The 24,088-nt window shown below is 63.4% G+C and carries 22 protein-coding genes; 12 read left to right on the top strand and 10 right to left on the bottom strand.

Features of this window, described 5'->3' with window-relative positions; genetic code table 11:
• Positions 1-194: 194 nt before the first annotated feature.
• On the bottom strand, positions 195-1,508 hold the full coding sequence (locus ACP146_RS06530) for an N-acetylmuramoyl-L-alanine amidase (protein ID WP_422365960.1): 1,314 nt from the start codon (positions 1,506-1,508) through the stop codon (positions 195-197).
• A gap of 656 nt (positions 1,509-2,164) precedes the next feature.
• On the opposite strand from ACP146_RS06530, the gene ACP146_RS06525 reads away from it, so the two are divergent.
• Entirely contained in the window at positions 2,165-4,963 is a 2,799-nt protein-coding gene (locus tag ACP146_RS06525; RefSeq protein WP_422365959.1) for an Rne/Rng family ribonuclease, read from the top strand.
• A 79-nt stretch (positions 4,964-5,042) separates the two neighbouring features.
• Positions 5,043-5,812 (top strand): IS5 family transposase gene (locus ACP146_RS06520; protein WP_422365355.1). Its coding sequence is split into 2 segments (ribosomal slippage): positions 5,043-5,364 and positions 5,364-5,812, totalling 771 coding nucleotides; the frame shifts between segments, so codons are not numbered across the junction.
• Between the two features lie 120 nt (positions 5,813-5,932).
• On the opposite strand, the gene ACP146_RS06515 is transcribed toward ACP146_RS06520, so the two are convergent.
• Both ACP146_RS06515 and ACP146_RS06510 read right to left on the bottom strand, forming a co-directional pair.
• Positions 5,933-7,093, bottom strand: a complete 1,161-nt coding sequence (locus tag ACP146_RS06515) for a pyridoxal phosphate-dependent aminotransferase (RefSeq protein ID WP_422365958.1) — start codon at positions 7,091-7,093, stop codon at positions 5,933-5,935.
• Between the two features lie 21 nt (positions 7,094-7,114).
• Positions 7,115-8,620 (bottom strand): gamma-glutamyltransferase, encoded by a 1,506-nt coding sequence (locus tag ACP146_RS06510; RefSeq protein WP_422365957.1) that lies wholly within the window; start codon positions 8,618-8,620, stop codon positions 7,115-7,117.
• Positions 8,621-8,768: 148 nt separating this feature from the next.
• Here ACP146_RS06510 and ACP146_RS06505 point away from each other — a divergent pair, with 148 nt between their 5' ends.
• The 6 genes from ACP146_RS06505 to aat all read left to right on the top strand — a co-directional run bounded on the left by ACP146_RS06505 (position 8,769) and on the right by aat (position 14,250).
• Positions 8,769-10,124, top strand: a complete 1,356-nt coding sequence (locus ACP146_RS06505) for a M48 family metalloprotease (protein WP_422365956.1) — start codon at positions 8,769-8,771, stop codon at positions 10,122-10,124.
• A gap of 206 nt (positions 10,125-10,330) precedes the next feature.
• Positions 10,331-11,080 carry a DsbA family protein gene (locus tag ACP146_RS06500; protein WP_422365955.1) on the top strand — a complete coding sequence of 250 codons (750 nt, stop codon included), beginning with the start codon at positions 10,331-10,333 and terminating at the stop codon, positions 11,078-11,080.
• A gap of 142 nt (positions 11,081-11,222) precedes the next feature.
• Entirely contained in the window at positions 11,223-11,681 is a 459-nt protein-coding gene (gene aroQ / locus ACP146_RS06495) for a type II 3-dehydroquinate dehydratase (RefSeq protein WP_422365954.1), read from the top strand.
• The gene (accB, locus tag ACP146_RS06490) at positions 11,681-12,127 is read left to right on the top strand and encodes an acetyl-CoA carboxylase biotin carboxyl carrier protein (RefSeq protein ID WP_422365953.1); all 447 of its coding nucleotides are present in this window, start codon (positions 11,681-11,683) and stop codon (positions 12,125-12,127) included. Before aroQ ends, accB begins: the two co-directional genes overlap by 1 nt.
• Positions 12,128-12,141: 14 nt before the next feature.
• A complete protein-coding gene (gene accC / locus ACP146_RS06485) occupies positions 12,142-13,485 on the top strand; it encodes an acetyl-CoA carboxylase biotin carboxylase subunit (RefSeq protein ID WP_422365952.1) in 1,344 nt (447 codons plus the stop codon).
• 114 nt (positions 13,486-13,599) lie between these two features.
• Positions 13,600-14,250 carry a leucyl/phenylalanyl-tRNA--protein transferase gene (gene aat, locus ACP146_RS06480; RefSeq protein ID WP_422365951.1) on the top strand — a complete coding sequence of 217 codons (651 nt, stop codon included), beginning with the start codon at positions 13,600-13,602 and terminating at the stop codon, positions 14,248-14,250.
• Here the strand turns inward: aat and ACP146_RS06475 are convergent.
• The 7 genes from ACP146_RS06475 to ACP146_RS06445 all read right to left on the bottom strand — a co-directional run bounded on the left by ACP146_RS06475 (position 14,184) and on the right by ACP146_RS06445 (position 19,753).
• Positions 14,184-14,570, bottom strand: coding sequence for a DUF2155 domain-containing protein (locus tag ACP146_RS06475; protein WP_422365950.1), 387 nt, complete (start codon positions 14,568-14,570; stop codon positions 14,184-14,186). The genes aat and ACP146_RS06475 overlap by 67 nt on opposite strands.
• Positions 14,571-14,608: 38 nt before the next feature.
• Entirely contained in the window at positions 14,609-14,848 is a 240-nt protein-coding gene (locus ACP146_RS06470; RefSeq protein WP_422365949.1) for a hypothetical protein, read from the bottom strand.
• A gap of 95 nt (positions 14,849-14,943) precedes the next feature.
• On the bottom strand, positions 14,944-15,720 hold the full coding sequence (locus tag ACP146_RS06465; RefSeq protein WP_422365948.1) for a class I SAM-dependent methyltransferase: 777 nt from the start codon (positions 15,718-15,720) through the stop codon (positions 14,944-14,946).
• A gap of 14 nt (positions 15,721-15,734) precedes the next feature.
• Positions 15,735-16,211 (bottom strand): outer membrane lipid asymmetry maintenance protein MlaD, encoded by a 477-nt coding sequence (mlaD, locus tag ACP146_RS06460; protein WP_422365947.1) that lies wholly within the window; start codon positions 16,209-16,211, stop codon positions 15,735-15,737.
• A 133-nt stretch (positions 16,212-16,344) separates the two neighbouring features.
• On the bottom strand, positions 16,345-16,722 hold the full coding sequence (locus ACP146_RS06455; protein WP_422365946.1) for an NADH:ubiquinone oxidoreductase subunit NDUFA12: 378 nt from the start codon (positions 16,720-16,722) through the stop codon (positions 16,345-16,347).
• 225 nt (positions 16,723-16,947) lie between these two features.
• A complete protein-coding gene (locus tag ACP146_RS06450) occupies positions 16,948-18,546 on the bottom strand; it encodes a SulP family inorganic anion transporter (protein WP_422365945.1) in 1,599 nt (532 codons plus the stop codon).
• 199 nt (positions 18,547-18,745) lie between these two features.
• Complete coding sequence (locus ACP146_RS06445; protein WP_422365944.1) at positions 18,746-19,753, bottom strand: LacI family DNA-binding transcriptional regulator; 1,008 nt, start codon at positions 19,751-19,753, stop codon at positions 18,746-18,748.
• A 186-nt stretch (positions 19,754-19,939) separates the two neighbouring features.
• On the opposite strand from ACP146_RS06445, the gene ACP146_RS06440 reads away from it, so the two are divergent.
• The 4 genes from ACP146_RS06440 (at position 19,940) to ACP146_RS06425 (ending at position 23,987) form a co-directional block, all read left to right on the top strand.
• Entirely contained in the window at positions 19,940-21,175 is a 1,236-nt protein-coding gene (locus ACP146_RS06440) for an ABC transporter substrate-binding protein (RefSeq protein ID WP_422365943.1), read from the top strand.
• 72 nt (positions 21,176-21,247) lie between these two features.
• Positions 21,248-22,120 carry a carbohydrate ABC transporter permease gene (locus tag ACP146_RS06435; protein ID WP_422365942.1) on the top strand — a complete coding sequence of 291 codons (873 nt, stop codon included), beginning with the start codon at positions 21,248-21,250 and terminating at the stop codon, positions 22,118-22,120.
• Positions 22,110-22,925 carry a carbohydrate ABC transporter permease gene (locus tag ACP146_RS06430; protein WP_422365941.1) on the top strand — a complete coding sequence of 272 codons (816 nt, stop codon included), beginning with the start codon at positions 22,110-22,112 and terminating at the stop codon, positions 22,923-22,925. Before ACP146_RS06435 ends, ACP146_RS06430 begins: the two co-directional genes overlap by 11 nt.
• A 45-nt stretch (positions 22,926-22,970) precedes the next feature.
• On the top strand, positions 22,971-23,987 hold the full coding sequence (locus tag ACP146_RS06425) for a DUF6352 family protein (RefSeq protein WP_422365940.1): 1,017 nt from the start codon (positions 22,971-22,973) through the stop codon (positions 23,985-23,987).
• The last annotated feature ends 101 nt before the right edge of the window (positions 23,988-24,088 follow it).

Below are 24,088 nucleotides of genomic sequence, written 5' to 3'. Positions count from 1 at the left end.
GGGCCCGGATCAAGGGGGTGCAAGCGAAGGCGCCATGCTACGTCAAAAGGCTTTATGGAACCTCAACCCTGAGGTCTCAGCCATGTCCGATTTCGAATGTAAACCGTCCGACGTTAAACCCCTAGTTATCAAATCCCAGTCATTGCAGATGGTTGCGAGCCTAGTGCCGAAATGTGGCAAGCCTATGATCAAGCCTAGGATCTCGTGGCCGTGCGCTGCTTGCTGAAAAATCCGTCAATCGCGCGAATAATCGAAGCAACTACCTTATCTCGGTGGGCTTTGCTACGCAAAAGACGTTCTTCCTGGCGATTGGACATATAGCCGATCTCGAAGAGAACCGAGGGAATCGTAGGCGATTTCAGCACGGCAAAGCCCGCAAACCGGTGGGTATTGCGCAGCAGCTTTACGTCCTTGCCGACCTCGACCACCAGATCGTTGGCGAATTTCTTCGAAAGATTCATGGTTTCCCGCTGGGCCAGGTCGATCAGAATGCCGCGGACATCGCCGGTCTGGTCGGTCAGATCGACCCCCGCCAGCACATCCGCCGCGTTTTCCGCAGCGGCGATGGCCGCGGCCTCCTTATCCGATGCGGTTTCCGAGAGGGTGTAGACGGAGGCGCCGCGTATCTTGCCGGAGCGATGGATATTGGCGTGCAGGGAAATGAAGAGGTCACCATTGGCCCTTTGCGCCAGGGCAATCCTTTCCCGCAGCTTCAGGAACACATCCCGGTCGCGGGTGGCGACGACCCGATAGCGGCCGGTTGCCGCCAGCGCCCGCTTGAGGGCGCGGCCGTAATCCAGGGCGATATTCTTCTCATAGGCGCCGGAAACGCCGATTGCCCCTGGATCGACACCGCCGTGGCCCGGATCGATGACAATGATCGGCCTGGTATCGACGGGCTTGCTGCCGCCGGGTTTCGGCTTCAGCCGCGGCAGTGCAGCGGTGCCCGAGGGACTACCCGGGGCGCTCCCCGGGGCGCTTAGGGGCTGCGGAGAGGTTGCGACCTTGGGCCCGCTGCTGCCCGAGGCAGCTGGCGCTTTGCCGGAGCCGCCGGTCGGCGCCTGTCCGGCGGCGGCGAAATAGGTCGCGCGGCTGACTTGCTCCAGATCCACCACCAGCCGCAGGGGCTTGCCGTCCCGGGGCGGAATCACGAAGACCTTCTGCAGATGGGTCGGCTGGCTGACGTCGAGCACAATCCGGCTGGTGCCCGCCGTAAAGAGCCCGAACCGGAGGCCGGTAACGAGGCCCCGCGCGGTCGGCTGACGCCCCTCCGGGACGGTCCAGGCCACCTCCGGAAGATCGATGACCACCCGGAAGGGATCCGGCAGGGTAAAGACCCTGTAGGGGACGCTGTCGCTCAGTTCCATCACGAAACGCGTCCGCTCCGGGGTCTCCCCGATGCGGGCCGCGGTGATCTCCGGCATGGCCGAGGCCGAGCTGAGCCCCGCGGAAAGGCCGGCGGAAAGGAACAGGCAGACTAAGACCAGCAAGCTCTGCCGAAACTTCATAGCTCTTTCAACATCTTGCGGTTAATAGCGTTATAGCCCCCAGATATATCCGAAGCGCCGGGCTTGGGCCAGAGCAAAGCTAGGGCCCGGCCGGCGCCTTGATTTCCGGCATATATCCCTAAGATGGTCTCCCGACGGGCGGGGGACAACCGCGGGGTTTGCGTTGATCGGCCTTGGGTGCAACTGCGAATAGGGTCTGGCATGCCCAGACAAGGCCTGATATCATTGAGATAGCGATTCTTATTGCCTTCCTGGTCTTTCTCAAGAAAGCAGCGTGGCAGAAGGGCAGCGGTCATCGAAAGGTGGCCGCGCCGGTAAACTTGGAATTGCAAACAAAGAGCCCTGTAGTCGCCGCCGTCTTGCAGACGTCTTATCCGCGAAAACAGACGACAGCGAAGACATGGCTCCCCCAAATTCACGGTCTGGCCCCATCTGAAGACTGGATGCGCCCTGGCCATCGAGGAAATGACCGCGGACTCTCAAAACTGAGATCGGCGACCACCATCACCTCGAAAACGAAAGAATGCTCGTTCGCATGATGGTCCAGACGATAGAGATGTCGACCAAACGAGTTCCCAAGACTTTCGCGCCGCGGCCGGGAGGCAGGTATGCCGCTCCCGAAGGGTCCGCGCTGCGCGTTCCGGAGTTGTTCCTTAATGGCAAAACGTATACTTATCGATTCCAGCCACCCCGAAGAGACGCGGGTGGTTGTCCTGGCGGGCAACCGCGTCGAAGACTTCGACTTCGAAACATCCTCAAGAAAGCAGCTTAAAGGAAATATCTATCTCGCGAAGATCACGCGGGTAGAGCCCTCTCTGCAGGCCGCCTTCGTCGACTACGGCGGCAATCGCCACGGTTTCCTGCCGTTCAGCGAAATCCATCCGGACTATTACCGTATTCCCATCGCCGACCGAGAGGCCCTGCTGGCCGAAGAGGCGGCGCTGCGGTCCGAGCCTTCCGACGAAGCCCCTGACGACGTCGAGGTCGAAGAGGAGCCCGCTGTCGAGGCCGACGCCGAAGAGAACGGCGCCGCAACCGAAGACGCGGAGACAGATGCCGAAAGTGAAGGCGCTGTCGCTGAAGACGCCCTTGCCGAAGGCGATGCTGCCGCAGAGGACGCGTCGGCGGAGGCCGGCGATGCCGCAGTCGAAGCTGCGGAGGCGGGCGACGGCTCTGCGGATGCCGATGGCCCAGCCGACTCGGAAGGCACCGATCCGGAAGATGCGGGCGAGAATGCGAAAGCCGAAGGTGCGGCCCCAGAAGAGGTGGAAGTCGAGCAAAAGGTCGACGAGGTCGGTGGCGATGAGGCCGAAGAGGCCGCCCAGCGCCGCGCCAAGCTGTTGCGCCGCTATAAGATCCAGGAAGTCATCAAGCGCCGTCAAGTGATTCTGGTGCAGGTCACCAAGGAGGAGCGCGGCAACAAGGGTGCCGCGCTGACCAGCTATCTCTCCCTTCCCGGCCGCTACTGCGTTCTGATGCCCAACACCAACAAGGGGGGCGGTATCAGCCGCAAGATCAGCAACACCAGCGACCGCCGGCGGCTGAAGCAGGTCCTGAGCGAGCTGGAGATTCCCGAAGGTATCGCTGTCATCGTGCGAACCGCCGGCAGCCAGCGCACAAAGGTGGAGATCCGCCGCGACTACGACTATCTGCTGCGGCTCTGGAACACGATCCGCGAGTCGACTCTGCAGTCGACTGCCCCGGCGCTGATCTATGAAGAAGCGAACCTGATCAAGCGCAGCATCCGCGACCTCTACAGCCGCGATATGGAAGAAGTGCTGGTCGATGGCGAGGAAAGCTACAAGGCCGCCAAGGACTTCATGAAGTCCCTGACACCGAGCCACGCCAAGAAGGTTCAGCAATACAAGGACAGCGAAGTACCGCTGTTCCAGCGTTTCCAGGTCGAAAGCCAGTTGGATGCCATGCACTCCAACACCGTGCAGCTTCGCTCCGGCGGATATCTCGTGCTCAATCAGACCGAAGCACTGGTGGCGATCGACGTGAACTCCGGCAGAGCGACGCGGGAGCGTCATATCGAGGAAACCGCGCTCAAGACCAATCTCGAAGCGGCTGAAGAGGTCGGGCGGCAGTTGAAGCTGCGCGACCTCGCCGGTCTGATCGTGATCGACTTCATCGACATGGAGGAATCGCGGCGCAACCGGGAGGTTGAGCGGCGCCTGAAGGATGCTTTGCGCAGCGACCGGGCGCGCATCCAGCTCGGCCGCATCTCGCCTTTCGGGCTGCTGGAGATGTCGCGCCAGAGAATGCGCCCGAGTCTCTTCGAAAGCTCCACCGAGGTCTGCCCGCACTGCGGAGGGACCGGACGCATACGCACCGTGGAATCCCTGGCATTGCAGGTTCTCAGACGCCTTGAAGAAGAAGGCCAGCGAGGAAGCGATGCGGAAATCACCGCAACCATGCCGACCAGTGTGGCGCTTTATATTCTCAATAAGAAACGCGATCATCTCGCCGCCATCGAGCAGCGCCACGGCTTCCGCATCTCGATCGAAACCGACGATCACCTGACGACTGATGCGTTCATCATCGAGCGTGATGGAGAGGTGACCGAACGGCGGCGCCCCCCCCAGCAGGACCGGACGGCCGACAGCTCGGACGGGGACCGCAAACGCGGCCGCCGTCGGCGCAGCCGCCGTCAGCGGGATGACGAACAGCCGCCGGTGGAAGAGTCCGCGGCTAACGTGGAAAGCAGTGACGACGACGAGATCACAGAGGGTCGCGAAGTCGCCGCTGAGGATCAGGACGACGAGCGCCAGCGCAAGCGCAAACGCCGCGGCAAGCGCGGCGGGCGGCGTCGGTCACGGCGCCGGGGCGAGGACAGCGATACCGAGACTGTCGAAGCTGCCGATGAAGCGGCCGGAACCGACGCGGATGAAAACGCGGAGTCTCAGGAGGCGGAGACCTCGGAAAACCAGGAAGCCGCCGGCGGTGAGGAAGCGACTGAGGACAAGCCGAAGCGGCGTCGCAGCCCGCGGCAGCGGCGCGGAAGCCGGAAAAGCGATGCCAAGGCGGATGATACCGCAGCGGCAGAGGCCTCTGACGGCGACGCGGCGGCGGAGACGGCTGAAAGCGCAGCGGAAGAAGGCGCCGCTGAGGATACGGCCGAGAAGCCCAAACGCACCCGGGGCCGTCGCGGGGGTGCCGCCCGCGGACGGGGCCGCAGCCGCAAGTCAGACGAGGCTGCGCAAGCGGACGAAGAGCAGAGCCCAGCCGAGCAAACCAACGGCGAAAAGCCGGCTTCTGCGAAACCCGAGGCCATTCTTGCCGATGACCCGAAGGTGGTGATCGAGCCGGCGAGCCCGACATCCGCCAAGGACGGAGCAGATAGCGAGCGCGAGGGCGCGACCCTCGCACCCGGCAGCCTGGAACCACAGACCGGCGGCGGCGAGACCAGCGATGAGCCGAAGCGCCGCGGCTGGTGGAACCGTTTCATCTAGGTAGTGCACTCATAAATCTATTTTCAAGATCAGCGGTTTGTGATTCTGTGATGGTCTGGTTTGGCGTTCGGAGGAGAGCATGTCACGCTATGATCTTACGGAGCTGGAATGGCGGTTCATCCAACCGATTCTGCCGAACAAGGTGAGGGGTGTGCAGCGGCGCGATGACCGGCAGGTTCTGAATGGCATCTTCTACGTGTTGCGCACCGGCTGTCCGTGGCGCGACCTGCCCGGGCGCTACGGCCCCTATACCACTGTGTACAACCGCTTCCGCCGCTGGACCCGGGCCGGCGTCTGGGACCGGGTCATGGACGCGGTGGTGGATGCTCACAACGGCGATGTGGTGATGATCGACGGCACGTCGGTGCGCGTGCATCACGCCGGGGCCACGCTCAAAAAAACGATCCCCGACGATGCATGGGTCGTTCACGTGGCGGTCTGACCACAAAAATCCACGTTCTGGTCAATGAATGGGGGCTACCGTTGAAGGTCCACCTGACGCCGGGACAGGCCCATGACGGGCCGGTGGCGCCGCTTCTGCTGGGGGACTTGCAACCCGGACAGGCTGTTCTGGCCGACAAGGCATACGACGCCAACCACATTCGAAACCTGATCTGGGAGAAGGGAGCGGAAGCGGTGATCCCCTCCAAATCCGACCGCAAGATACCGATCCCATTCGACCGGGAACTCTATCGTCAACGCAACAAGGTCGAGCGCTTCATCGGCCGTATCAAGAAATCCTTCCGGCGCATCGCAACCCGATACGACAAGACATCACATGCCTTCCTCGCCTTCATCAAAATCGCCGCTGTCAGAATCTGGTGCGAAGCTTATGAGTCCGCTACCTAGTCCAAACCGCCTTTGGGCGTTGAAAACTTGTGAACAACAAAAAGGGCCTCACTGCTTGCGGTGAGGCCCTTTTCACGATCTCGGCGGATTGTCGGCAGACCCCGCTTCACCAGGGAATCGTCAGCCGCAGGCGCCGGGTAGCCAGGTCTGAAGGCGCCGGGCGGCTTCGGCCATCTCGGCTTCACGGCCGGCGAAAGAGAATCTGAGAAAGCGGTTCCCACGGGCCGGATCGAAATCCGTCCCCGGGGTCGCCGCCACGCCGATCTCCGCCAACATACGGCGGCAGAGCGCTTCGCTGTCATCCGTAAGGGCAGAGACGTCGGCATAGATGTAAAAGGCGCCGTCGGCCGGTGCCAGACGATCGAGGCCGGCTTTCGGAAGCTCCTTCAGCAGCAGTGCGCGATTGCGCGCATAGGCATCGACGTAGCCGTTGAGCTGTGCGGCACAGTCGAATGCCGCCTCCCCGGCTATCTGCGAAAGACTGGGCGCCGAGATAAAGAGGTTCTGCGCCAGGCACTCAATGGGGCGCACCAGGTCTTCCGGCAACACCATCCAGCCGAGCCGCCAGCCGGTCATGGAGAAGTACTTTGAGAAACTGTTGATGATCACCGCGTCTTCGCTCAGCGACAACGCCGTGATTCCAGGCTGGGCAAAGCAGATGCCGTGATAGATCTCATCGGAGATCAGGCGGATGCCTGCGGCCGCACAGTAGTCCACCAGCGCCTGCAATTCGGCCTGCCCCACCATGGTCCCCGCCGGATTGGAGGGCGATGCCAGGATCAGTCCATCGGGCGGCGCGGGAAGCCGTTCGAGCAGTTCGGGCGTCGGCTGGAACCGGTGTTCCGCCTCCGACGGCAGCAATACCGGTTCGACGCCGAGGGCGGCGAGGATATTGCGGTAGGCCGGATAGCCCGGAGCCGCCAAGGCCACCCGGTCACCGGGCTCGAAAGCCGCCAGAAACGACAGCAGGAAGCCGGCGGAGGAGCCGGTGGTGACCATCACCCGGCGATAGTCGAGATCGCAGCCGTACCAGTCTGAATAGTGCCTGGCGATCCGCCGCCGCAGGCCGGGCAGGCCCATGGCGTCGGTGTAGCCGATCAGGTTTTCATCGAGCGCGCGCCGCGCCGCCGCCCGCACCCCATCGGGGGCCGGCGTGCCGGGCTGGCCGACCTCCAGGTGGAGAACGTCGCCGCCGGCCGCCTCGCGTTCGTTGGCCGCCCGCATGACGTCCATGACGATAAACGGAGGGACGTTGCCGCGCGCAGCTACCTTGAGAGCCATAACGATCCGCCGCTGCGAAGACTACTGAACGCGGACCGAGAGCCCGAAGCCGCGGCGATCGGTGCCGACCAGGCAACTGCTGTTCTCGATGCGAAGGCCGAGCGGACAATTGAAGACATTAGCGCGCCCCACTTCCGGTTCCGGCTGCAGGGCATGGCCACGCTCGCGCAGCCCGGCAAGAACAGCCGCCGGCAGGTCGGGCTCGTAGAAGGTCACATCCGGGTCGGCCACATTGATCAGCCTGGGTAAGTCCAGCGCCGCCTCGACCGAGGCCTCCGGCCCGGTGCTCTCCAGCATCACCCGGGTAAGGGCCGCCGGGGCCGCCAAACCGCCTGAAGCCGTGCCCGCGTAGTAGACCGAACCATTGAAGGGATTGGCCACCATCCCGGCCGTCAGGTTGTTGGCGCCGGGGGCCGCCTCTTTGGGCAGCAGGACACCGGTTCCAGGAACCATGCGGCCCGCCCCGAACAATCCGTTCATCGAAAAACTGCAGGCGACTGCGTTACTCCAACTGTCTGCGACGACGAAGCCCGCACTGAAAGGATTGGAGACAGTCCTAAGGGTCGCGCCCTGAGCCAAGGCAAGCTTGTTATGCTGGCTGCCGCTGTAGCCGCTGAACAGTTTTTCGAGATGATCCTCCGACACGAGGTTCTCCGGAACCGCCGTGGTTTCAGAACCCAGCCAGGCGGCACGCTGGGAAAAAGCACGCTGGCTGGCTTCGGCCAGAAGATGAGCTTTCTGGACCTGGCCACGGCCGGCATAGCTTTGGACCTCCGTCAGCATGCCCCACATCTGCGCGGTCATGACCCCACCGTCATTGGCCGGAAAGTAGGCAACGTTGTCGCCAAAGGGCACGGCAAGAGGCGGACGGACCGCGGGGCTGCTCTGGCGCAGGCTCTCGACGGTGATCGCGGCGCCGGCCGCCTGGGCGGATTCGACGAAGCGGGTCGCAAAGGCGCCGCTGTAGAGATAGCCGGCCCCCTGCCGGCGCAGGCCCGAGATGAGGCCCGAGAGCTCGGACAGAACGATCTGATCGCCCTCACCCGCCAGTTCCCCGGCTTTGTTGGCAAAGACCCGCCGTAGCTCGGGGTCGGCGGCGACGAAAGAGGCGGCGGCTGAGAGGTCCTTGGCGAAGGCGCGACTGACCCCGTTGCCGAGCCGCGACAACCGTTCGGCATCGTTGAGCAGCAACTGCCATCGTTGCTGCCCATGGCGCGCGTGAAGCAGGGCCATGGCGCGCGGCCCCGCCATCTGCAGGCGGGCCGGGTCCGCAGGATCCGGCAGAAACTCGATAACCTCCGTGGAAACCTGCCCGTCGTTCCGCACCAAACCGCTCTTGTGCGCGATGCAAACGCCATTGCCGGCAAAGCCGACGCGCGACGGCAGGGTGGTGGCCATCGTAAAGTACATGGCCACGGCAGCATCGGCGGCCAAGCCGCCGTTGCCGAGGATGTCGCGCCCAACAATCACGGCGCGCGGCTCATCGCCCGCCACTAGGCCGGCAAAACCCTCTACGGTGGCAATCACCCCCGGCTCCCGCGGAGCCTCACAAGCCCCCAGCAAGGTCAGGCTCAGGGCAGCGACTCCGCCGAACTTCAAAGCCGATGCGGATGGCTTCCGTTGAAATGCCTGCCGGAGGTGGTTAGTTATGATGATGAAAGGCGAGGAAAGACCTGTGCGCAAACCGCCAATCCCTTTGCTGTTGGTTGTCATTCTACTGCTCGGCGCCCTGCTGCCGCAGCGGGCCGAAGCAGACCGATTGCGGCTGATTCGCGACGCGGAGATCGAAACTATCATCCGCACCTATTCAACGCCACTGTTCCAGGCGGCCGGCCTCAGCCCTCAGGGCATCAGGCTTTACCTCGTTCAGGATCGTGCACTCAATGCTTTTGTGGCGGGCGGCCTCAACATGTTCATCAACACCGGGTTGCTCATGGACGCCGAGCACGCCGGTCAGGTGATCGGTGTGATCGCCCATGAAACGGGCCACCTTTCAGGCGGTCATCTGGCCACCCGAGGTACGGCGCTGGAGCAGACCCGCGGCGCCCTGATCGCCACGTATCTGCTGGGCCTCGGCGCCGCCCTGGCGACCGGCGAACCCGGCGTCGGTGCCGCCGTCATTTCCGGCGGGCAGGACGTTGCTCTGCGCGGACTGCTGCAGTACACCCGAACCCAGGAAAGCGCCGCCGATCAGGCTGCCGTAACGCTGCTGAAAGCCACCCGCCAGTCCCCCCGGGGGCTGCTGGAATTCATGCAGAAACTGGAGGGTCAGGAAGTGCTGCTGACCGACAACCAGGACCCCTATCTGCGGACCCACCCACTGACCCAGGAGCGTATTACGTTTCTTGAGAATGCGGTCAGTGAATCGCCCTTTGCCGACCTCCCCGCAACGCCCGAATTGACGATGATGCATGACCGCATGCGGGCAAAGCTCATCGGCTTCCTGCGCCCCTTGTCGCAGGTTCTGCGCGTCTATCCGGAGGACGACGTCAGCCTGCCGGCGCGCTATGCCCGTGCGATCGCCTACTACCGGGTACCGGACATCGACAAGGCACTAGTGGAAATCGACGGCCTGCTGGCGGAAAACCCCGAAGATCCCTACTTCCGTGAGTTGAGGGGCCAGATGCTGCTTGAACATGGGCGGGTGGCTGAAGCGCTGCCCGAGTATCAAGCGGCCGCCAACGCGCTGCCGAATGCGCCCCAGATCCGACAGGCCCTGGCCAAAGCCCAGGTGCAGATGAATGACCCCGAGATGGACCGGGCGGCACTGGTCAACCTCGCAGAAACCCTGCGTCAGGAGCCCAGCAACCCCAGCGCCTGGCGCCTCGCCGCCGTGGCCCACGGCCGTCTCGGCGATCAGGGCATGACGGCCCTGGCGCTAGCCGAAGGTGCTCTTGCCCGGGGCCGCTTTGCAGAAGCAAGGGACCGCGCGGATCATGCTATCGGCCTGCTGGAAAAGAATTCCGCCTCGTGGTTGCGCGCCCAGGACCTGAAGAACGAGGCCGAACGCCGGGTGAAACGCGCCGAGTGAACCCGCATCCGGCGCCAGACGACCCGAAAACAATACAGCGGCTGAACTTCCCGTGATTTGCCCGGATCCCGTAACTTCAGGTATCACTGTGGCATCATGCATTACAGTCGGTGCGGGTTTTCAAGCCCTCAGTACGCGTGCAGTAAACCTCAGAGGAATCGGGCGAGATGCTTTCTAGAGAACTGATCTTTAAGAGAATTTCCGGCATGGCAGCGGTTGTCGCCCTGGCACTGGCCATGGGTTTTGCGACCAGCGGCATCGCCCAGGCACAGGACGCGGCGGAAAAGGTCTCCGCCGCTGAAACCGAGGCTTTCCAAAAGCGCGTGCGGGAGTACCTGCTGGAACATCCCGAGGTCATCGTCGAGGCCCTGCAGGCCTATGAACGGCGCCAGGAAGAGGCCGAGGCCGAACGCCAGCGCGTCGCCCTGATCGAACAGCGCAGCAACCTCATCGAAGACCCCCTCTCGCCGGTGCTCGGCAATCCCGAAGGCGATGTCACGGTGGTCGAGTTCTTCGACTATCGCTGCCCTTACTGCCGGCGCGCGGCCGAAGTTCTGCAGGAATTGGTGGCCGTGGACCCGAATGTCCGTCTGGTCATGAAGGAATACCCCATCCTCAGCCAGGAATCGGTCGAAGCGGCCCGCATCGCCCTGGCGGCGGCCAAGCAGAATCGCTACGAGGTTTTCCATTTCGCCCTGATGGAAAAGGGCGGTTCGATGAGCGAGGCGGAGGTCATGGCCATCGCCGAGGCCTCCGGCCTTGATATGGCGCGCCTGCAGCAGGATCTGCAGTTGCCGGAGATCGAAGAGGCCTTGCGCCGCAACTACGCCCTGGCCGAGGCCATCGGCGTCAACGGCACGCCCGCCATGGTGGTTGGCAATACCCTGGTCCCCGGCGTGGTGAGTCTGGAGCGTCTGCGCAATCTCGTCGCCGAGGCCCGCGCCGAGGCAAGCTGACCCGCGGCAACGCAGCCATCCCCTAGACCGGAATCCGGTCCGTGCCGCCTTCCCGTCGCGGCCCTGGCGGGCGAAGAGGCGATTGCGCGGCAACGGCTGCCTATGTTAACGCTTGTTTGACTTCATCACTGGGGAAGCACGGGTGGCCAAGGCGCCAAAGGTCCTCATCCTTAACGGCCCAAACCTGAACATGCTTGGTAAACGCGAACCCGATGTCTACGGTCGGGAAAGCCTTTCGGATATCGAAGCGAAGAGCCGCAAGCATGGGGAAGGCCTGGGCCTCTCGGTGGAATGCCGGCAATCGAACAGCGAAGGTGAGCTGATCGATTGGATTCAGGCTGCCCGCGACGACCAGGATGCCTTGATTATCAATCCCGGCGGCTACTCGCACAGCTCCATCGCAATCATGGACGCTCTGCTGGCCTCCGCTTTGCCGGTGATCGAGGTTCACCTATCCAACATTCACCGGCGTGAGGCCTTTCGGCACCACTCCTATGTTTCGAAGGTAGCAGACGCTGTCCTCTGCGGCTTTGGGTCCTACGGTTACCTGATGGCCCTGGATGCTCTGGCGCTGCGCCTGAACGCACAGCAAGAGACGTAATGGCGAAGTTTGAAGTGAATGAGGAGTTGGTCCGCAAGCTTGCCGACCTGCTGCAGGAAACCGGCCTCAACGAGATCGAGTACGAGATCAACAATCATCGTATCCGTGTGGCCAAGGGCGCCGGCGCCGTCACTTATGCGGCCCCGCCGGCAGCGCCCTGCGCGCCGGCAGCCGTGGCAGCGGCCCCTGCCGCCGGCGGCGATGCGGTGCCTGCCGGTGCCGTTACCGCACCCATGGTCGGCACCGTCTATCTGGCCAGCAGTCCGGGCTCGCCCCCCTTCGTGAAGGTTGGCGACAAGGTCAGCGAAGGCCAGACGCTGCTGATCATCGAGGCGATGAAAGTCATGAACCCTCTGGCTGCTCCGCGCGCGGGCACTGTCACCCAGATCCTGACCAGTGACGGCCAGCCGGTGGAATACGGTGAACCGCTGCTGGTAATCGAATAGGCCGCCGCCCGACCATGTTCGAAAAGATCCTGATCGCCAATCGCGGCGAGATCGCGCTTCGGATTCACCGCGCCTGTCGGGAGATGGGCATTCAGACCGTTGCCATTCACTCGACCGCCGATGCCGATGCCATGCATGTGCGCCTCGCCGACGAAAGTGTCTGCATCGGGCCGGCACCCATCAAGGACAGTTATCTCAATATCCCCGCCATCCTCTCCGCCGCCAACATCACCGGCGCCGAGGCGATCCATCCGGGCGTCGGCTTCCTGTCGGAGAACGCCGACTTCGCCGCCATGGTGGAAGAGCATGACCTTGTCTTCATCGGCCCCACGCCTGAACACATCAGTCTCATGGGCGACAAGGTGGCGGCGAAAAAAGCGGCGGAAGATCTGGGCATTCCGGTGGTTCCCGGCTCTGACGGTGCCGTCGACACCGCGGAGGAGGCCCGGGCTCTCGGCGACCAGATCGGCTATCCGGTCCTGATCAAGGCGACCGCCGGCGGCGGCGGGCGCGGCATGAAGGTGGCCCAGAACGCCGGCGAGGTCGAAGAGGCCTACCGCCTGGCGCGCAACGAAGCCAAGAACGCTTTCGGCAACGACATCGTCTACATGGAGAAGTACCTGGGCAAGCCGCGCCATATCGAGGTGCAGTTGCTGGCCGACGGACAAGGCGGCTCCATTCACCTGGGCGAGCGCGACTGTTCGCTGCAGCGGCGCCATCAGAAGCTGCTTGAGGAAGCTCTGTCGCCGGCGCTGAATGCCGAGGAACGCTCGGCCATCGGCAACAGGGTCTCCGAAGCGATCCGCAATCTCGGCTACCGCGGCGCCGGCACCATCGAGTTCCTTTACGAGAACGGCGAGTTCTATTTCATCGAAATGAACACCCGGATTCAGGTCGAGCATCCCATCTCGGAGGCGATCACCGGCGTCGACCTGGTGCGCGAGCAGATTCGCGTCGCCGCCGGCCTGCCGCTCGACATCACGCAAAGCGACATCAAGTTTTCCGGACACGCGATCGAGTGCCGCATCAACGCCGAGAATCCGGAAACCTTCATGCCCTCCCCCGGCCGCGTCACCGACTATCACGCCCCTGGTGGTCTGGGGGTCAGGGTCGACTCCGGGCTCTATGCCGGTTATCGCATCCCCTCGGCTTACGACAGCCTGATCGCCAAGCTGATCGTCCATGGGCAAACCCGCAACGAATGCCTGATGCGCCTCCGCCGCGCCCTGGAAGAGTTCGTTATCGAAGGTGTCGACACCTCCATTCCCCTGCACCAGCGTCTGATCGGCGCGCAGGACTTCATCAACGGCGATTATGACATTCACTGGCTCGAGAAATTCGTCGCCGGGGAGATCTGAAGGGCCTGACGGGAATGGCCCGGCTTCTTCATCAACCAGTCAAAATTGACCAGCCAAAATTGATAAGAAGGCCGATTGATCGGCGCGCCGTCGAGCGGCTATCATTTTGGCGAAATGCAGCTGACGCCCGACCTTCTGCTTCGTGCCTATGCCATCGGGATCTTTCCCATGGCCGAAAGCCGCTTGGACCCGGAGCTGCACTGGATCGACCCCGACATGCGCGGCATCCTGCCGCTCGACAGCCTGCACATCCCGCGCAAACTACGCACCAAGCTGCGCAAGGGCGTCTACCAGGTACGCTGCAACACCGCCTTTCACGATGTCATCCTGGGCTGTGCCGAACCGGCGGAAAACCGGCCCGACACCTGGATCAATCCGGTAATCGAACGCCTCTATACGGAACTCAACGAGATGGGTTTCGCCCACTCGGTGGAATGCTGGCAGAACGGGCGTCTGGTCGGCGGTCTCTATGGCGTGGCCCTGGGCGGCGCCTTCTTCGGCGAAAGCATGTTCAGCCGCGCCACCGATGCCAGCAAGTTCGCCCTTGTCCATCTGGTCATGCGCCTCAGGCGCAGCGGCTTCGTGCTGCTGGACACCCAGTTCAACACCCCCCATCTCAGCCGCTTCGGGGTGGTCGAAATCCCACGCGAGGACTACCGCAAACTGCTGACCCAGGCGGTCTCGACCAAGGCCGAGTTCTATTCGGGGATGGTTTCCGCGGCGGAGCTGGAGTCTTTTTTGCAGTCCACCACCCAGACATCATAGACCGGGTGCTCCAGAGCCGAAACGGCGGGGCTGGACGCGAACATCCAGCCGGTGAAGAGCGCGACCTCCGGTGAATCCGGCCTGACATCGACGATCTCGAGGAAGGCGGCGCTTTCCGGCGGCTCCTCCGGCGGCTTCTTGTCGCAGGCGCGGGCGACGATCTGCAGGGAGCCGAACCGTACGGCCTCGCCCAGGGGTGCCTCGAAGGTGGAAATCCGCGCCGTGATCTTGTCCAACCCCTGCAAAACGGCAGAGGCGGCCTGGGCCGCAGCCGGCATCAGGAGGCAAGCGGCAAGACACAGCAGCGGCAGAACTTTCATACGATGGGAAGTCTTCAAGCGATGGAGCAAGGAGGGCCTCAGGGCTTTCGGTCGCGGTAAGGGTTTTCCAGGGAGCGGACGAGATCCATCAGGACATCCCGTAATTGGGCCTCGTCCCCGCCCATCAGAATGCCGTCTTCCAGGGCGTCCTGGGCCATCTCGCGGATCTCCTCAAGGTTCTCGTTGAGCACCTTGATCTTCTCCCGGCACGACAGCGGCGCGCCGTCGGGCTGCAGCCAGACCGGGATTTCGAATTTCTTTGCAACGGGTGCCGACACGCGCATCACCTCAGCAAAACTTTCCTGTCAAAGACTTAAGAGCGCAACCCAAACAGCGCAAGCAACCATGGAGGATTCGGGCCCCGCTGGTGAATTCAGTCCGCCAGACGGGCCGCGAAGCGCAACCTGACGTAGTCCGCCGTCCAGTTGCCCTCGGAATCGCAGAGCTGGGGCCGCAGGCGCTCGGCGACCGCATCGATCAGGCCGTCGCGTTCGGCAGGCGGTACCTGCTTCAGAAATGCCTCGGCAAAGGTCTCCAGCCAGCCGCCGATGGCGCCGGGCAGCGGCGTCGGGCGCGGGATAAGGGCAATGGAATCGACGCTGAAGCCGGCCGCTTCCAACTTGGCCTGATAGGCCTCGGGCGTCGGGAAGTACCAGGGATTGGCGCTCCGAGCGTCCAGCCCGCGGGCCTCCAGCGCCACCATCAGGGCATCCAGGATCGCGCCGACGTTGCCGTGGCCGCCCATCTCGGCGACGAAACGGCCGCCGGGCTTCAAGGCTCTCGCGACACCCTGCAAAACGGCATCGGGCTTCAGCATCCAGTGCAGCGCGGCATTGGAAAGCACCGCATCGAAGTCCCCGTCAAAGGTAAGCGCCTCGCCGCTCATCACCCGGGCATCAAGGCCCCGCGCCCTGGCGGCGGCAATCTGATCGGGCGAGGCGTCGACCCCGACGACCTCGGCACCGGCATCGACGAGCTTTGCGGTCAGCGCGCCCTCCCCGCAGCCGAGGTCAAGAACCCGCTCGCCGGCGCGCAGCTGCAGAAGGTCGAGCAGGGGCGCCCCGAGCTCGGCGACAAAGCCGGCATTCTTGTTGTAGCGCTGCGGGTCCCAATGCTGGGCGGCGGTGCCTTCCTGATCGTTTCCGGCCATAAGCCGCGTTCCGCTTACTGTCCGTTGTCCGAGGGGCTCGACAGCTCTGCGGCGCTGAAGATGAAACGGCCCAGAAGATCAACGACGTTGATCGAGCCCTGCGTGAACTGGATCTGCTCGCCGTCGCTCAGATAATCCTCGGCGCCGCCCGGCTCCAGCGCCACGTAATTGCCGCCCAGCAGTCCCTCGGGAATGATGCGTGCGGAGCTGTCCGTCGGCAGCTTGATGGTCTCGTCGATGCTGAGGCTGACCTCGGCAAAATAGGTCTCGGGGTTCAGGCGCTGACTGAGCACCGAACCGACTTTCACACCGGCCATGCGCACATCGGTGCCGGTGACCAGGCCCGATGCATCGTCGAATTCGACCAGCAACTGGTAACCGCTGCCGTTGGCCGAATCGATGCTGGTGGTGCGGAACGCGAAAACGACAAAGCTGACGGCCACCAGAAGGACCACCGCGCCCATTATCGTCTCGATCATATTTCTGCGCATGCTGCCAATCCTCTGACTGCTGGCTTTTCTGTGTTCGGCGAGCTGACGGGTCTTAAGCCCAAGCCCCTGTCCAAATCGACAGAGCGACACCGCCTAATCAACAAACACCCATGGTGGGTCTGGGAGGCTCAGATCAGTTCGGCGTCCAGGGTTCGTAGTCTCCGGTCGCTTTGTCGCGCTGCCCACCCTGCAGGGTGTGCCCCGGCGGGCGGTAAGCCTGCTGCGTCCCGGTCATATTGGGCTTGTGTTCCTTCTGCCAGGGACGCCGCTCCGGGCCGCCCTCCGGCGGGATCTCGTCGCTGGTATGGTGCAACCAGGCATGCCATTCCGCCGGAACCCGGCTGGCTTCGACTTCGCCGTCGTAGATCACCCAGCGCTGCTCCTTGCGCAGCGAATCCTTGTGGGTACGCCCACCACCCTTGGCCCGGTAATAGCGGTTGCCCTGTTGGTCGCGCCCGACCTCTTCGCCGCGCAACCAGGTGAAGAGCCTTGTGCCTATCGTGGTGCCCATATCCGAGCCGATTCCCTATACCGTCCGAAAAACCTGCCTGCCGCACAAAACCTGGGACTCCGCCGCCTGCAGGCCCCGGCGACAGCGGCCAGACTATCGCACCCCGGCCAGCAACAGTCCAGCCTTCGCCGACACTCACAGAATGGGGCCAAAGGAACAAAAAATACTGAAAATACAGTCGGGAACCCGAGATTCCTCTGGACCGTATCCAACGGCTCCGCCGGGCTAGTGCCCGCCGCCCAGGCTGCCGGTCTTGACCGAATAATCCACCGCCAGCCCATAGGTGGGATCGTCATCGGCATCGACGATCAATTGACCGGCCCGGTTGAGCAGCCGGTGACAGTCGTGGGAGAGATGGCGTAGTTGGAGTGTCTTGCCGAGCACCTCGTACTTCGATGCCAGCGCCTCGATCGCCTGCAGCGCCGACTGATCGACGACCCGGCTGTTCATGAAGTCGACGATGACCAGACCGGGGTCGTCCTGGGGCTTGAAGATTTCGGCAAAGCCGTCCGTCGAACCGAAGAACAGCGGCCCTTCGATCTGATAGACCCGCGCACCTTCCGGGGTGAAATGCGCCTTGGCGTGAATGCGCGTCGCGTTGTTCCAGGCATAGGCAAGCGCCGAGACGATGACGCCGACAACGACGGCAATGGCGAGGTCACTCATGACCGTCACCACCGTCACCAGGAACATGACCATGGCATCGGTCAGGGGAATCCGCCGCAGGGTCTTCAGGCTCTGCCAGGCAAAGGTGCCGACCACCACCATCATCATGACCCCGACCAGGGCGGCCAGAGGGATCTGCTCGATCAGGCTGGAGGCGACCAGGATGAAGGTCAACAGGAACAGTGCGGCCGAGATGCCGGAGAGGCGGGTGCGCCCGCCCGACTTCACGTTGATCATCGACTGGCCGATCATGGCGCAGCCGCCCATGCCGCCGAAGAAACCGGTCACCGTGTTGGCGATCCCCTGGGCGATGCACTCCTGCGAGGCGCCGCCGCGCTTTTCCGTGATCTCGCCGACAAGATTGAGGGTCAGCAGGCTTTCGATCAGGCCGATGGCGGCGAGGATCAGCGCATAGGGGAGAATGATCTGCAAGGTCTCCAGGTTGATCGGGACCATGGGGATCTGGAACAGCGGCAGCCCGCCCTCGATGGATGCCAGATCGCCGACCCGCGGCACCTCGATGCCGAAAGCGATGACGATACCGGCGACAACGACGATCCCTGCCAGCGGCGCCGGAACGACGGAGGTGATCTTCGGCATGATCCAGATAATGGCCATGGTCAGGGCGACGAGGCCCAGCATCACCACCAGGGGCCAACCGGTCATCCAGACCTTCGCGCCGTCGGGGCCGGCGACCTGGAACTGGGTGAGCTGGGCCATGAAGATGACGATGGCGAGGCCGTTGACGAACCCCAGCATCACCGGATGGGGCACCAGACGGATGAACTTGCCGAGCCGGAAGACCCCGGCCAGAACCTGCAGGATGCCCATCAGCACCACCGTGGCGAAGAGGTACTGAACCCCATGGGCGGCGACCAGCGACACCATCACCACAGCCAGCGCCCCGGTGGCCCCGGAAATCATGCCCGGACGCCCGCCGATGACGGCGGTCACCAGGCCGACGATGAAGGCCGCATAGAGTCCGACCAGGGGGTGCACCCCGGCGACGAAGGAAAAAGCCACAGCCTCGGGCACCAGCGCCAGGGCCACCGTCAGCCCCGAGAGAACCTCGATCTTGATGCGGCCGGGGGTAAAGGCTGTGCGGCCGGAGCCCTGGGAATCGGCAAAGGAAAAGCGGCTGGCCAAGGCAGCAAGCATGGGCTTGATCCTGCAAAAAGTTAGGAAATTTAGGGGGTTAGCAATTCGAAGGTTTCATACCGCAGTTTTGCTGCGGTGCGATATAGATAACTTTGCATTGTAAATGTTCAGTTAGCGCATGGCTCGCCGGCCCGGCGGCGGATGGTAAAGAGCGCTCAAACGGCACGGTTCCGAGGTTTAGACACTGCCGGGAACGCCGTTACCCCACGGCATCGCGCGCGCGCGTCGAAGAGCGCACGACCAGTTGCGTCGGAATGCGGCGGATCTCACTTTCACGCCCGAAGTCCCCTTCCCTGAGATCCAACAGATTGCAGATCTCGGCAACGACCTTGGAGGCCGGATAATCCAAGGTGGTGAGTTGAAAGCTGCGCCGCGCCGCATCGGGCAGGTTGTTGAAACCGACAATGGCCACGTCGCCGGGAACCGCCAGGCCCAGGGCCCGGCAGGCCTCCAAAGCGCAAATGGCGATGTTGTCATTGCTGCAGAAAATGCCGTCTGGCCTTGGCAAGCGGGACAACAGCTCGGTCGCCGCCGAAAAGGCCTCGGCATGTTCCCGGCCGCCCACGCCCTGTTCGGTGAAGGTCGCGCCAGCCTCGGCAACCGCCATCCCAAAGCCGTCGCGCCGTTCGCGGTCGGAGAAGGTTGCACCACCCTGACCGAGGTAAGCCAGGGATCGGCACCCGGTCCGCAGCAGCAGCTCTGCGGCCTGTCGTCCACCGTCCCTGTTGTCGGCCAACACGCAGTCGACACCCGGCGCCTCCAGCACCCGCCCGGCCAGGATGACCCGCAGGCCCGCCCTTACACAGCGTTCCGAATGAGCCAACGACATGGTGCCCGCGGAGACGATCACAGCATCCGACTGATAGTCGAGCGCCTGCAGCAGGCTGTCCTCTTCCGACGCCCCGGCCCTGACTGGGGAAAGCATAAGACGGGTCCCGCGCCGGGCCATTGCTTCGGCAAAGCTGTCCATGAACAAAGCGTCGAAGGGATCGGTCATTCGCCCCATGACCAGTGTGACCATGTTTGTGCGGTTGCTCACCAGCCCCCGCGCCAGAAGCGACGGCCGATATCCCAGCAGGTCAGCAGCGGCCAGCACCTTTTCGCGGGTTTTGACCGACGCGCTGGCGCCCTCTGTAAAGACCCTGGATACCGCAGAGGCCGAAACCCCCGCCGCCCGGGCGACATCCTTGATGGTGATACGGTTCATCAGGTTGCAATATTGTCGCCAGAAGCCTATTTTGCAAACGCTTTCTCTTTCACGTTCCGGCCCAGAAAGCTTCATTGAACCTTAATTTGAAGGAAGTTGCGGCTCATCATAAGCTCAATATCGCAAACGTTTGCAATTTCATCTGTCGCGGCCGGAACACGGCACGATGCAAAGGGAGATTCCGCGATGAAACGACTTGTTACCGCGATACTGGCCGGGGCCGCCGTCTTCGGCGTCGCGTCCGTTCAGGCCGAAACACTGGTCATCGCCGGCCGCGACGGCGGCTACGGCCAGGCTTTGAAAATCGCCGTGGAGATGTACGAGGCCAAGAACCCGGGGCTCAAGACGGAACGCCTGGAATTGCCCGGCGGCGGCCTGCTTGAAAAGGTCACCATTTCGATGCGGGAAAAATCCGGCGCCTATGACGTGATCATGCTGGACGACCCCTGGGCCGTTGAGTTCATGGCCAATGGCTGGCTGAACGATCTCGACAAGCTTGGCGGCGGCGTCGACAGGGACTTCGTCAAGCCCGCCCGCGATGTATCGCGTTACCCGGTCGGCAGCGGCCCCTTCTATGCTGTGCCCTTCGTCGGCAACGTCGAGCTCTTCGCCTATCGCAAGGATCTTTTCGAGAAGCACGGGCTTACCCGGCCGGAAAGCTGGACGGACGTACTGGAAGCCGCGCGTACCATCAGCAAGGCGGAGGACGGCGTTTCCGGGGCGGTGTTCCGGGGCAAGAAAGCCAATCCGATCGTCACCGGGTTCCTGCCGATCCTCTGGGCGCATGGCGCCCGGGTCGTTGACGCCGAGGGCACGGCAAGCCTCGACAGCGCTGCGGCGCTCGATGCGCTGGAGCTATTCCTGGCGCTCAAGAACTACGCCCCCAAAGGCGTCGAGACCTACAACTCGACCGAAGTGCGCGATGCCTTGATGCAGGGGACCACGGCCATGACCATCGAACTCTGGCCGTCCTGGGCGCCCTCGCTGGACGACCCGGCGAAATCGAAGGTACCGGGCAAGATCGAGATCATGGCGGCCCCCGGCCAGGTCCAGGGCCCGGCCCCGATGCTGGGCTCCTGGCTCCTAGCGGTGCCCGCAGATGCCAAAAACCCGGAGCGTGCGCGCGACTTCATCGACTTCCTGACCTCGCCGGAAATGCAGAAGAAACTGGCTCTGGAGGTGGGCACCCCGCCGACCCGCGCCAGTGTCTATGAGGACCCGGAAGTAATCGGCAAATACCGCTGGTATCCGGCCCAGGTCGAGGCCCTGCAAAACGCCCAGCCGAGGCCGCGCATCACCCAGTGGAGCAAGGTCGAAGCCATTCTCGGCGACTATCTGCAGCTTGCCATGATCGGCGAAATGAAACCGCAGGAAGCACTTGTCGAAGCCAACGGCAAGATTGCCCGCGCACTCAGGCGCTAGTCCGGCGACGCTGAGGGGATAGAGGCGGCACTGCCTCTATCCCCGCCCAGCCCGGCCAAGAAGGAAGCTTCGATGCAAGGCCCGCGCTATGTTCCCCTCCTGCTGCTTGCGCCGGCCATCACCCTCTTCGCCCTTCTGACGATCTACCCCTTGGGGCGCGGCCTGCTACTGTCCTTTTTCGCGACCGACTACGGTCTGGACGGCGCCGTCTTTGTCGGTACCGAGAACTACGGCGACTTGCTGGGCGACCGCTTCTTCCGGCAGGCAACCTGGAACACCGTCGTCTTCACCCTGGCGGCAACGATCAGCGAGGTGAGCCTCGGGCTCGCGCTGGCGCTGATGATGAACCGGCAATTCCCGGGACGCCGTTTCGTCATACCCGCGCTTATCGCACCCTTCGTTCTCTCGACCATGGTGGTGACCGCCATCTGGAGCGCCTGGTTCCACTACGACTTCGGGTTTCTCAACAACCTGCTGAGGGCGCTGACGCTGAACCCGGTGGAATGGCTCTTCGATCCGGATCTGGCAATGCTCTCGCTGGTGTTGGTCGACCTCTGGCAGACCGCGCCCTTCACCTTCCTGATCCTCCTGGCCGGCTTGCAGTCAATCCAGCCGGAGGTTTACGAGGCCGCACGCATGGACGGCGCTTCGCCGCGCCAGATCCTGTTCACCATCACTTTGCCGCTGCTGACGCCCCACCTCCTGCTGGCCGCCCTGCTGCGCTGCATCGAAAGCTTCAAGATCTTCGACAAGGTCTATGCCCTGACCGGCGGCGGACCGGGGAACGCTACGGAAACCCTGTCGATGTACGTCTACCGTCTGGGTTTCCGCTTCTTCGACGTCGGCCTTGCCTCGGCCGCGGCGGTCATCATGGTCGTCGTCGCCGGACTCCTGGCCGCCATCTACGTCCTGAAGATCATCGGCGGGCAGTCTCATGTGGCGTAACGCCCATCGAAGCGCGGCGGCCTATGCCGTAACCGCTATCATGCTGCTGCCGATTCTCTGGATGGCCGGCACTTCGGTGAAGCCGCCGCTGGAGTTCGTCTCAACCTCTGTCGACCTGCTCCCCAATAGCCTGACGCTGGAGCATTACCGCGCCCTCTTCGCCGACGATATTCTCGGCAAGATCGCCAACAGCCTCTATGTCACCTTCGGGGCCACGGCCCTGGCGCTGCTTGCCGGCTTCCCTGCGGCCTATGCCTTGGTGCGCCTGGATCTGCCGCATCGCCTCGATATCGCCTTTCTGGTTTTCGTGCTACTTGTAAAGCTCGCGCCGCCCCTCGTTCTGGCGATCCCTCTCTACCAAGTGCTGCGCAGCCTGGGCCTGCTCGACAGCCTGACCGGGTTGGTGCTGGTTTACCAGGTCTATGCCCTGCCCTTCGCCATCTGGATGCTGATCGGCTTCGTGCGGGACGTGCCGAAAAGCTATGAAGAAGCCGCCCTGATCGACGGCGCCTCGCTCATTCAACGGCTGACCACGGTCGTGCTGCCGATCATGGCGCCCGGCCTGGCTGCCACCGCGGTGTTCCTCATGATCCTCAGTTGGAACGAGTTCGCTTACGCACTGCTGTTCATCCAGACGCCGTCGAAGTTCACTCTGCCGACATTCATCGCCACCCTGATCACCGAAGACGAAACCTTTTGGGGCCGGTTGGCGGCTATAGGCTTCCTCGCATCTCTGCCGATCCTGGCACTCGTCAGCCTGGTGCAGAAATGGCTGACCGCCGGCTTTGCGGGCGGCCTCAAGTAGCCGGCCACCTGGACAGCGCTGGGCCCGCGCCTTATAGAAGCGCCCATGCACGATTTCTGGCAGGACTCCGGCTATCACCTCTTGCAGCGCAACGGGCGAGGCCATCTGACGGTCACCGACGACTATCTGCGGGCCTACTTTCAGCGGCCCGAGGTCCGTCCCGTTCCCGAATCCAACGAGTCCGAGCGGGCACTGCATGCGGCCCTCCTGAACAACCCCCGAGAAGCGGTCAGCGCGGAGCGCCTGGCGGCCATCGGCGACCCGGACGCCATCGAGAACTACGAGGTCGTCCTCGCCTTCCGCCAGCGCCTTATCACGGCCGAGAGCCTGGAAGACTGTTATCTGAAACTGTTCCTGGAGCCGGAGGGCATCACCCTGCCGCCGCTCTTCGTCGACCAGCTTGCCCATGTCATCGCCCGGGCGATGCTGGAGGGCGCGGAGGACGCGCTGCGCGTCCGCGCGGCGGAACTTTTCTTCCGGCCCCAGCAGGTCACCATCAACGACGGGGCCATCATGGCGGCGGATGCCGAAACTGTGGAGATGTTCGCCAGCACCGGCGGCTTCGGCAGCCTGGGGCGCCTGGTGGCCGAGGCCCAGACACCGCTGCGCACCGTCGAACTGGACGTCGTCAACGAAGATAACGCCGACATCTATTGGGACCGCGCCAGCCGTTATGACACGGTTCTGAACCTGAACTTCGCCGGCGCGGGTCTCGATGCCCTCTGCCGCGTCCTCGAAGCCTGGGTCAGGCACTTTCTGGACGTGGGGGTGTCGATCCAGCCGGTCCAGAAGATCAGCGACGAGCGTTGGATCTGGCACATCGGCCTCGACGTGGAGGGCAGCAAGCTGCTGAACGACCTCTACAACGGAGTCGATGTCGGCGAAGGCCGGCTTGCGCGTCTGCTGTCGCTGTTCCGCATGGAGTTCCAGGACCCTTCGGTCGTCGCCCCCGATATCGCCGGACGACCGGTTTACCTTGCCTTGGCGATGGCCGAGAGCGGTCAACTGCGCCTCAAACCCCAGAATCTGCTGGTCAACCTGCCGCTCGCCGAAAGAGCGTGAACACCCTCTGATTGCCCGAATCCGTTCCGGACTCGCGGCAGGGAAAACGGCGGAATATTTTCTTTCCTCTCGGGTCTGAAAGACGAAAGCCCGGCGCAGTG

This window comes from Pelagibius sp. (assembly GCF_965249265.1).
Classification (GTDB): domain Bacteria; phylum Pseudomonadota; class Alphaproteobacteria; order Kiloniellales; family Kiloniellaceae; genus Pelagibius.
This window is presented reverse-complemented; position numbering and strand designations above follow the sequence as displayed.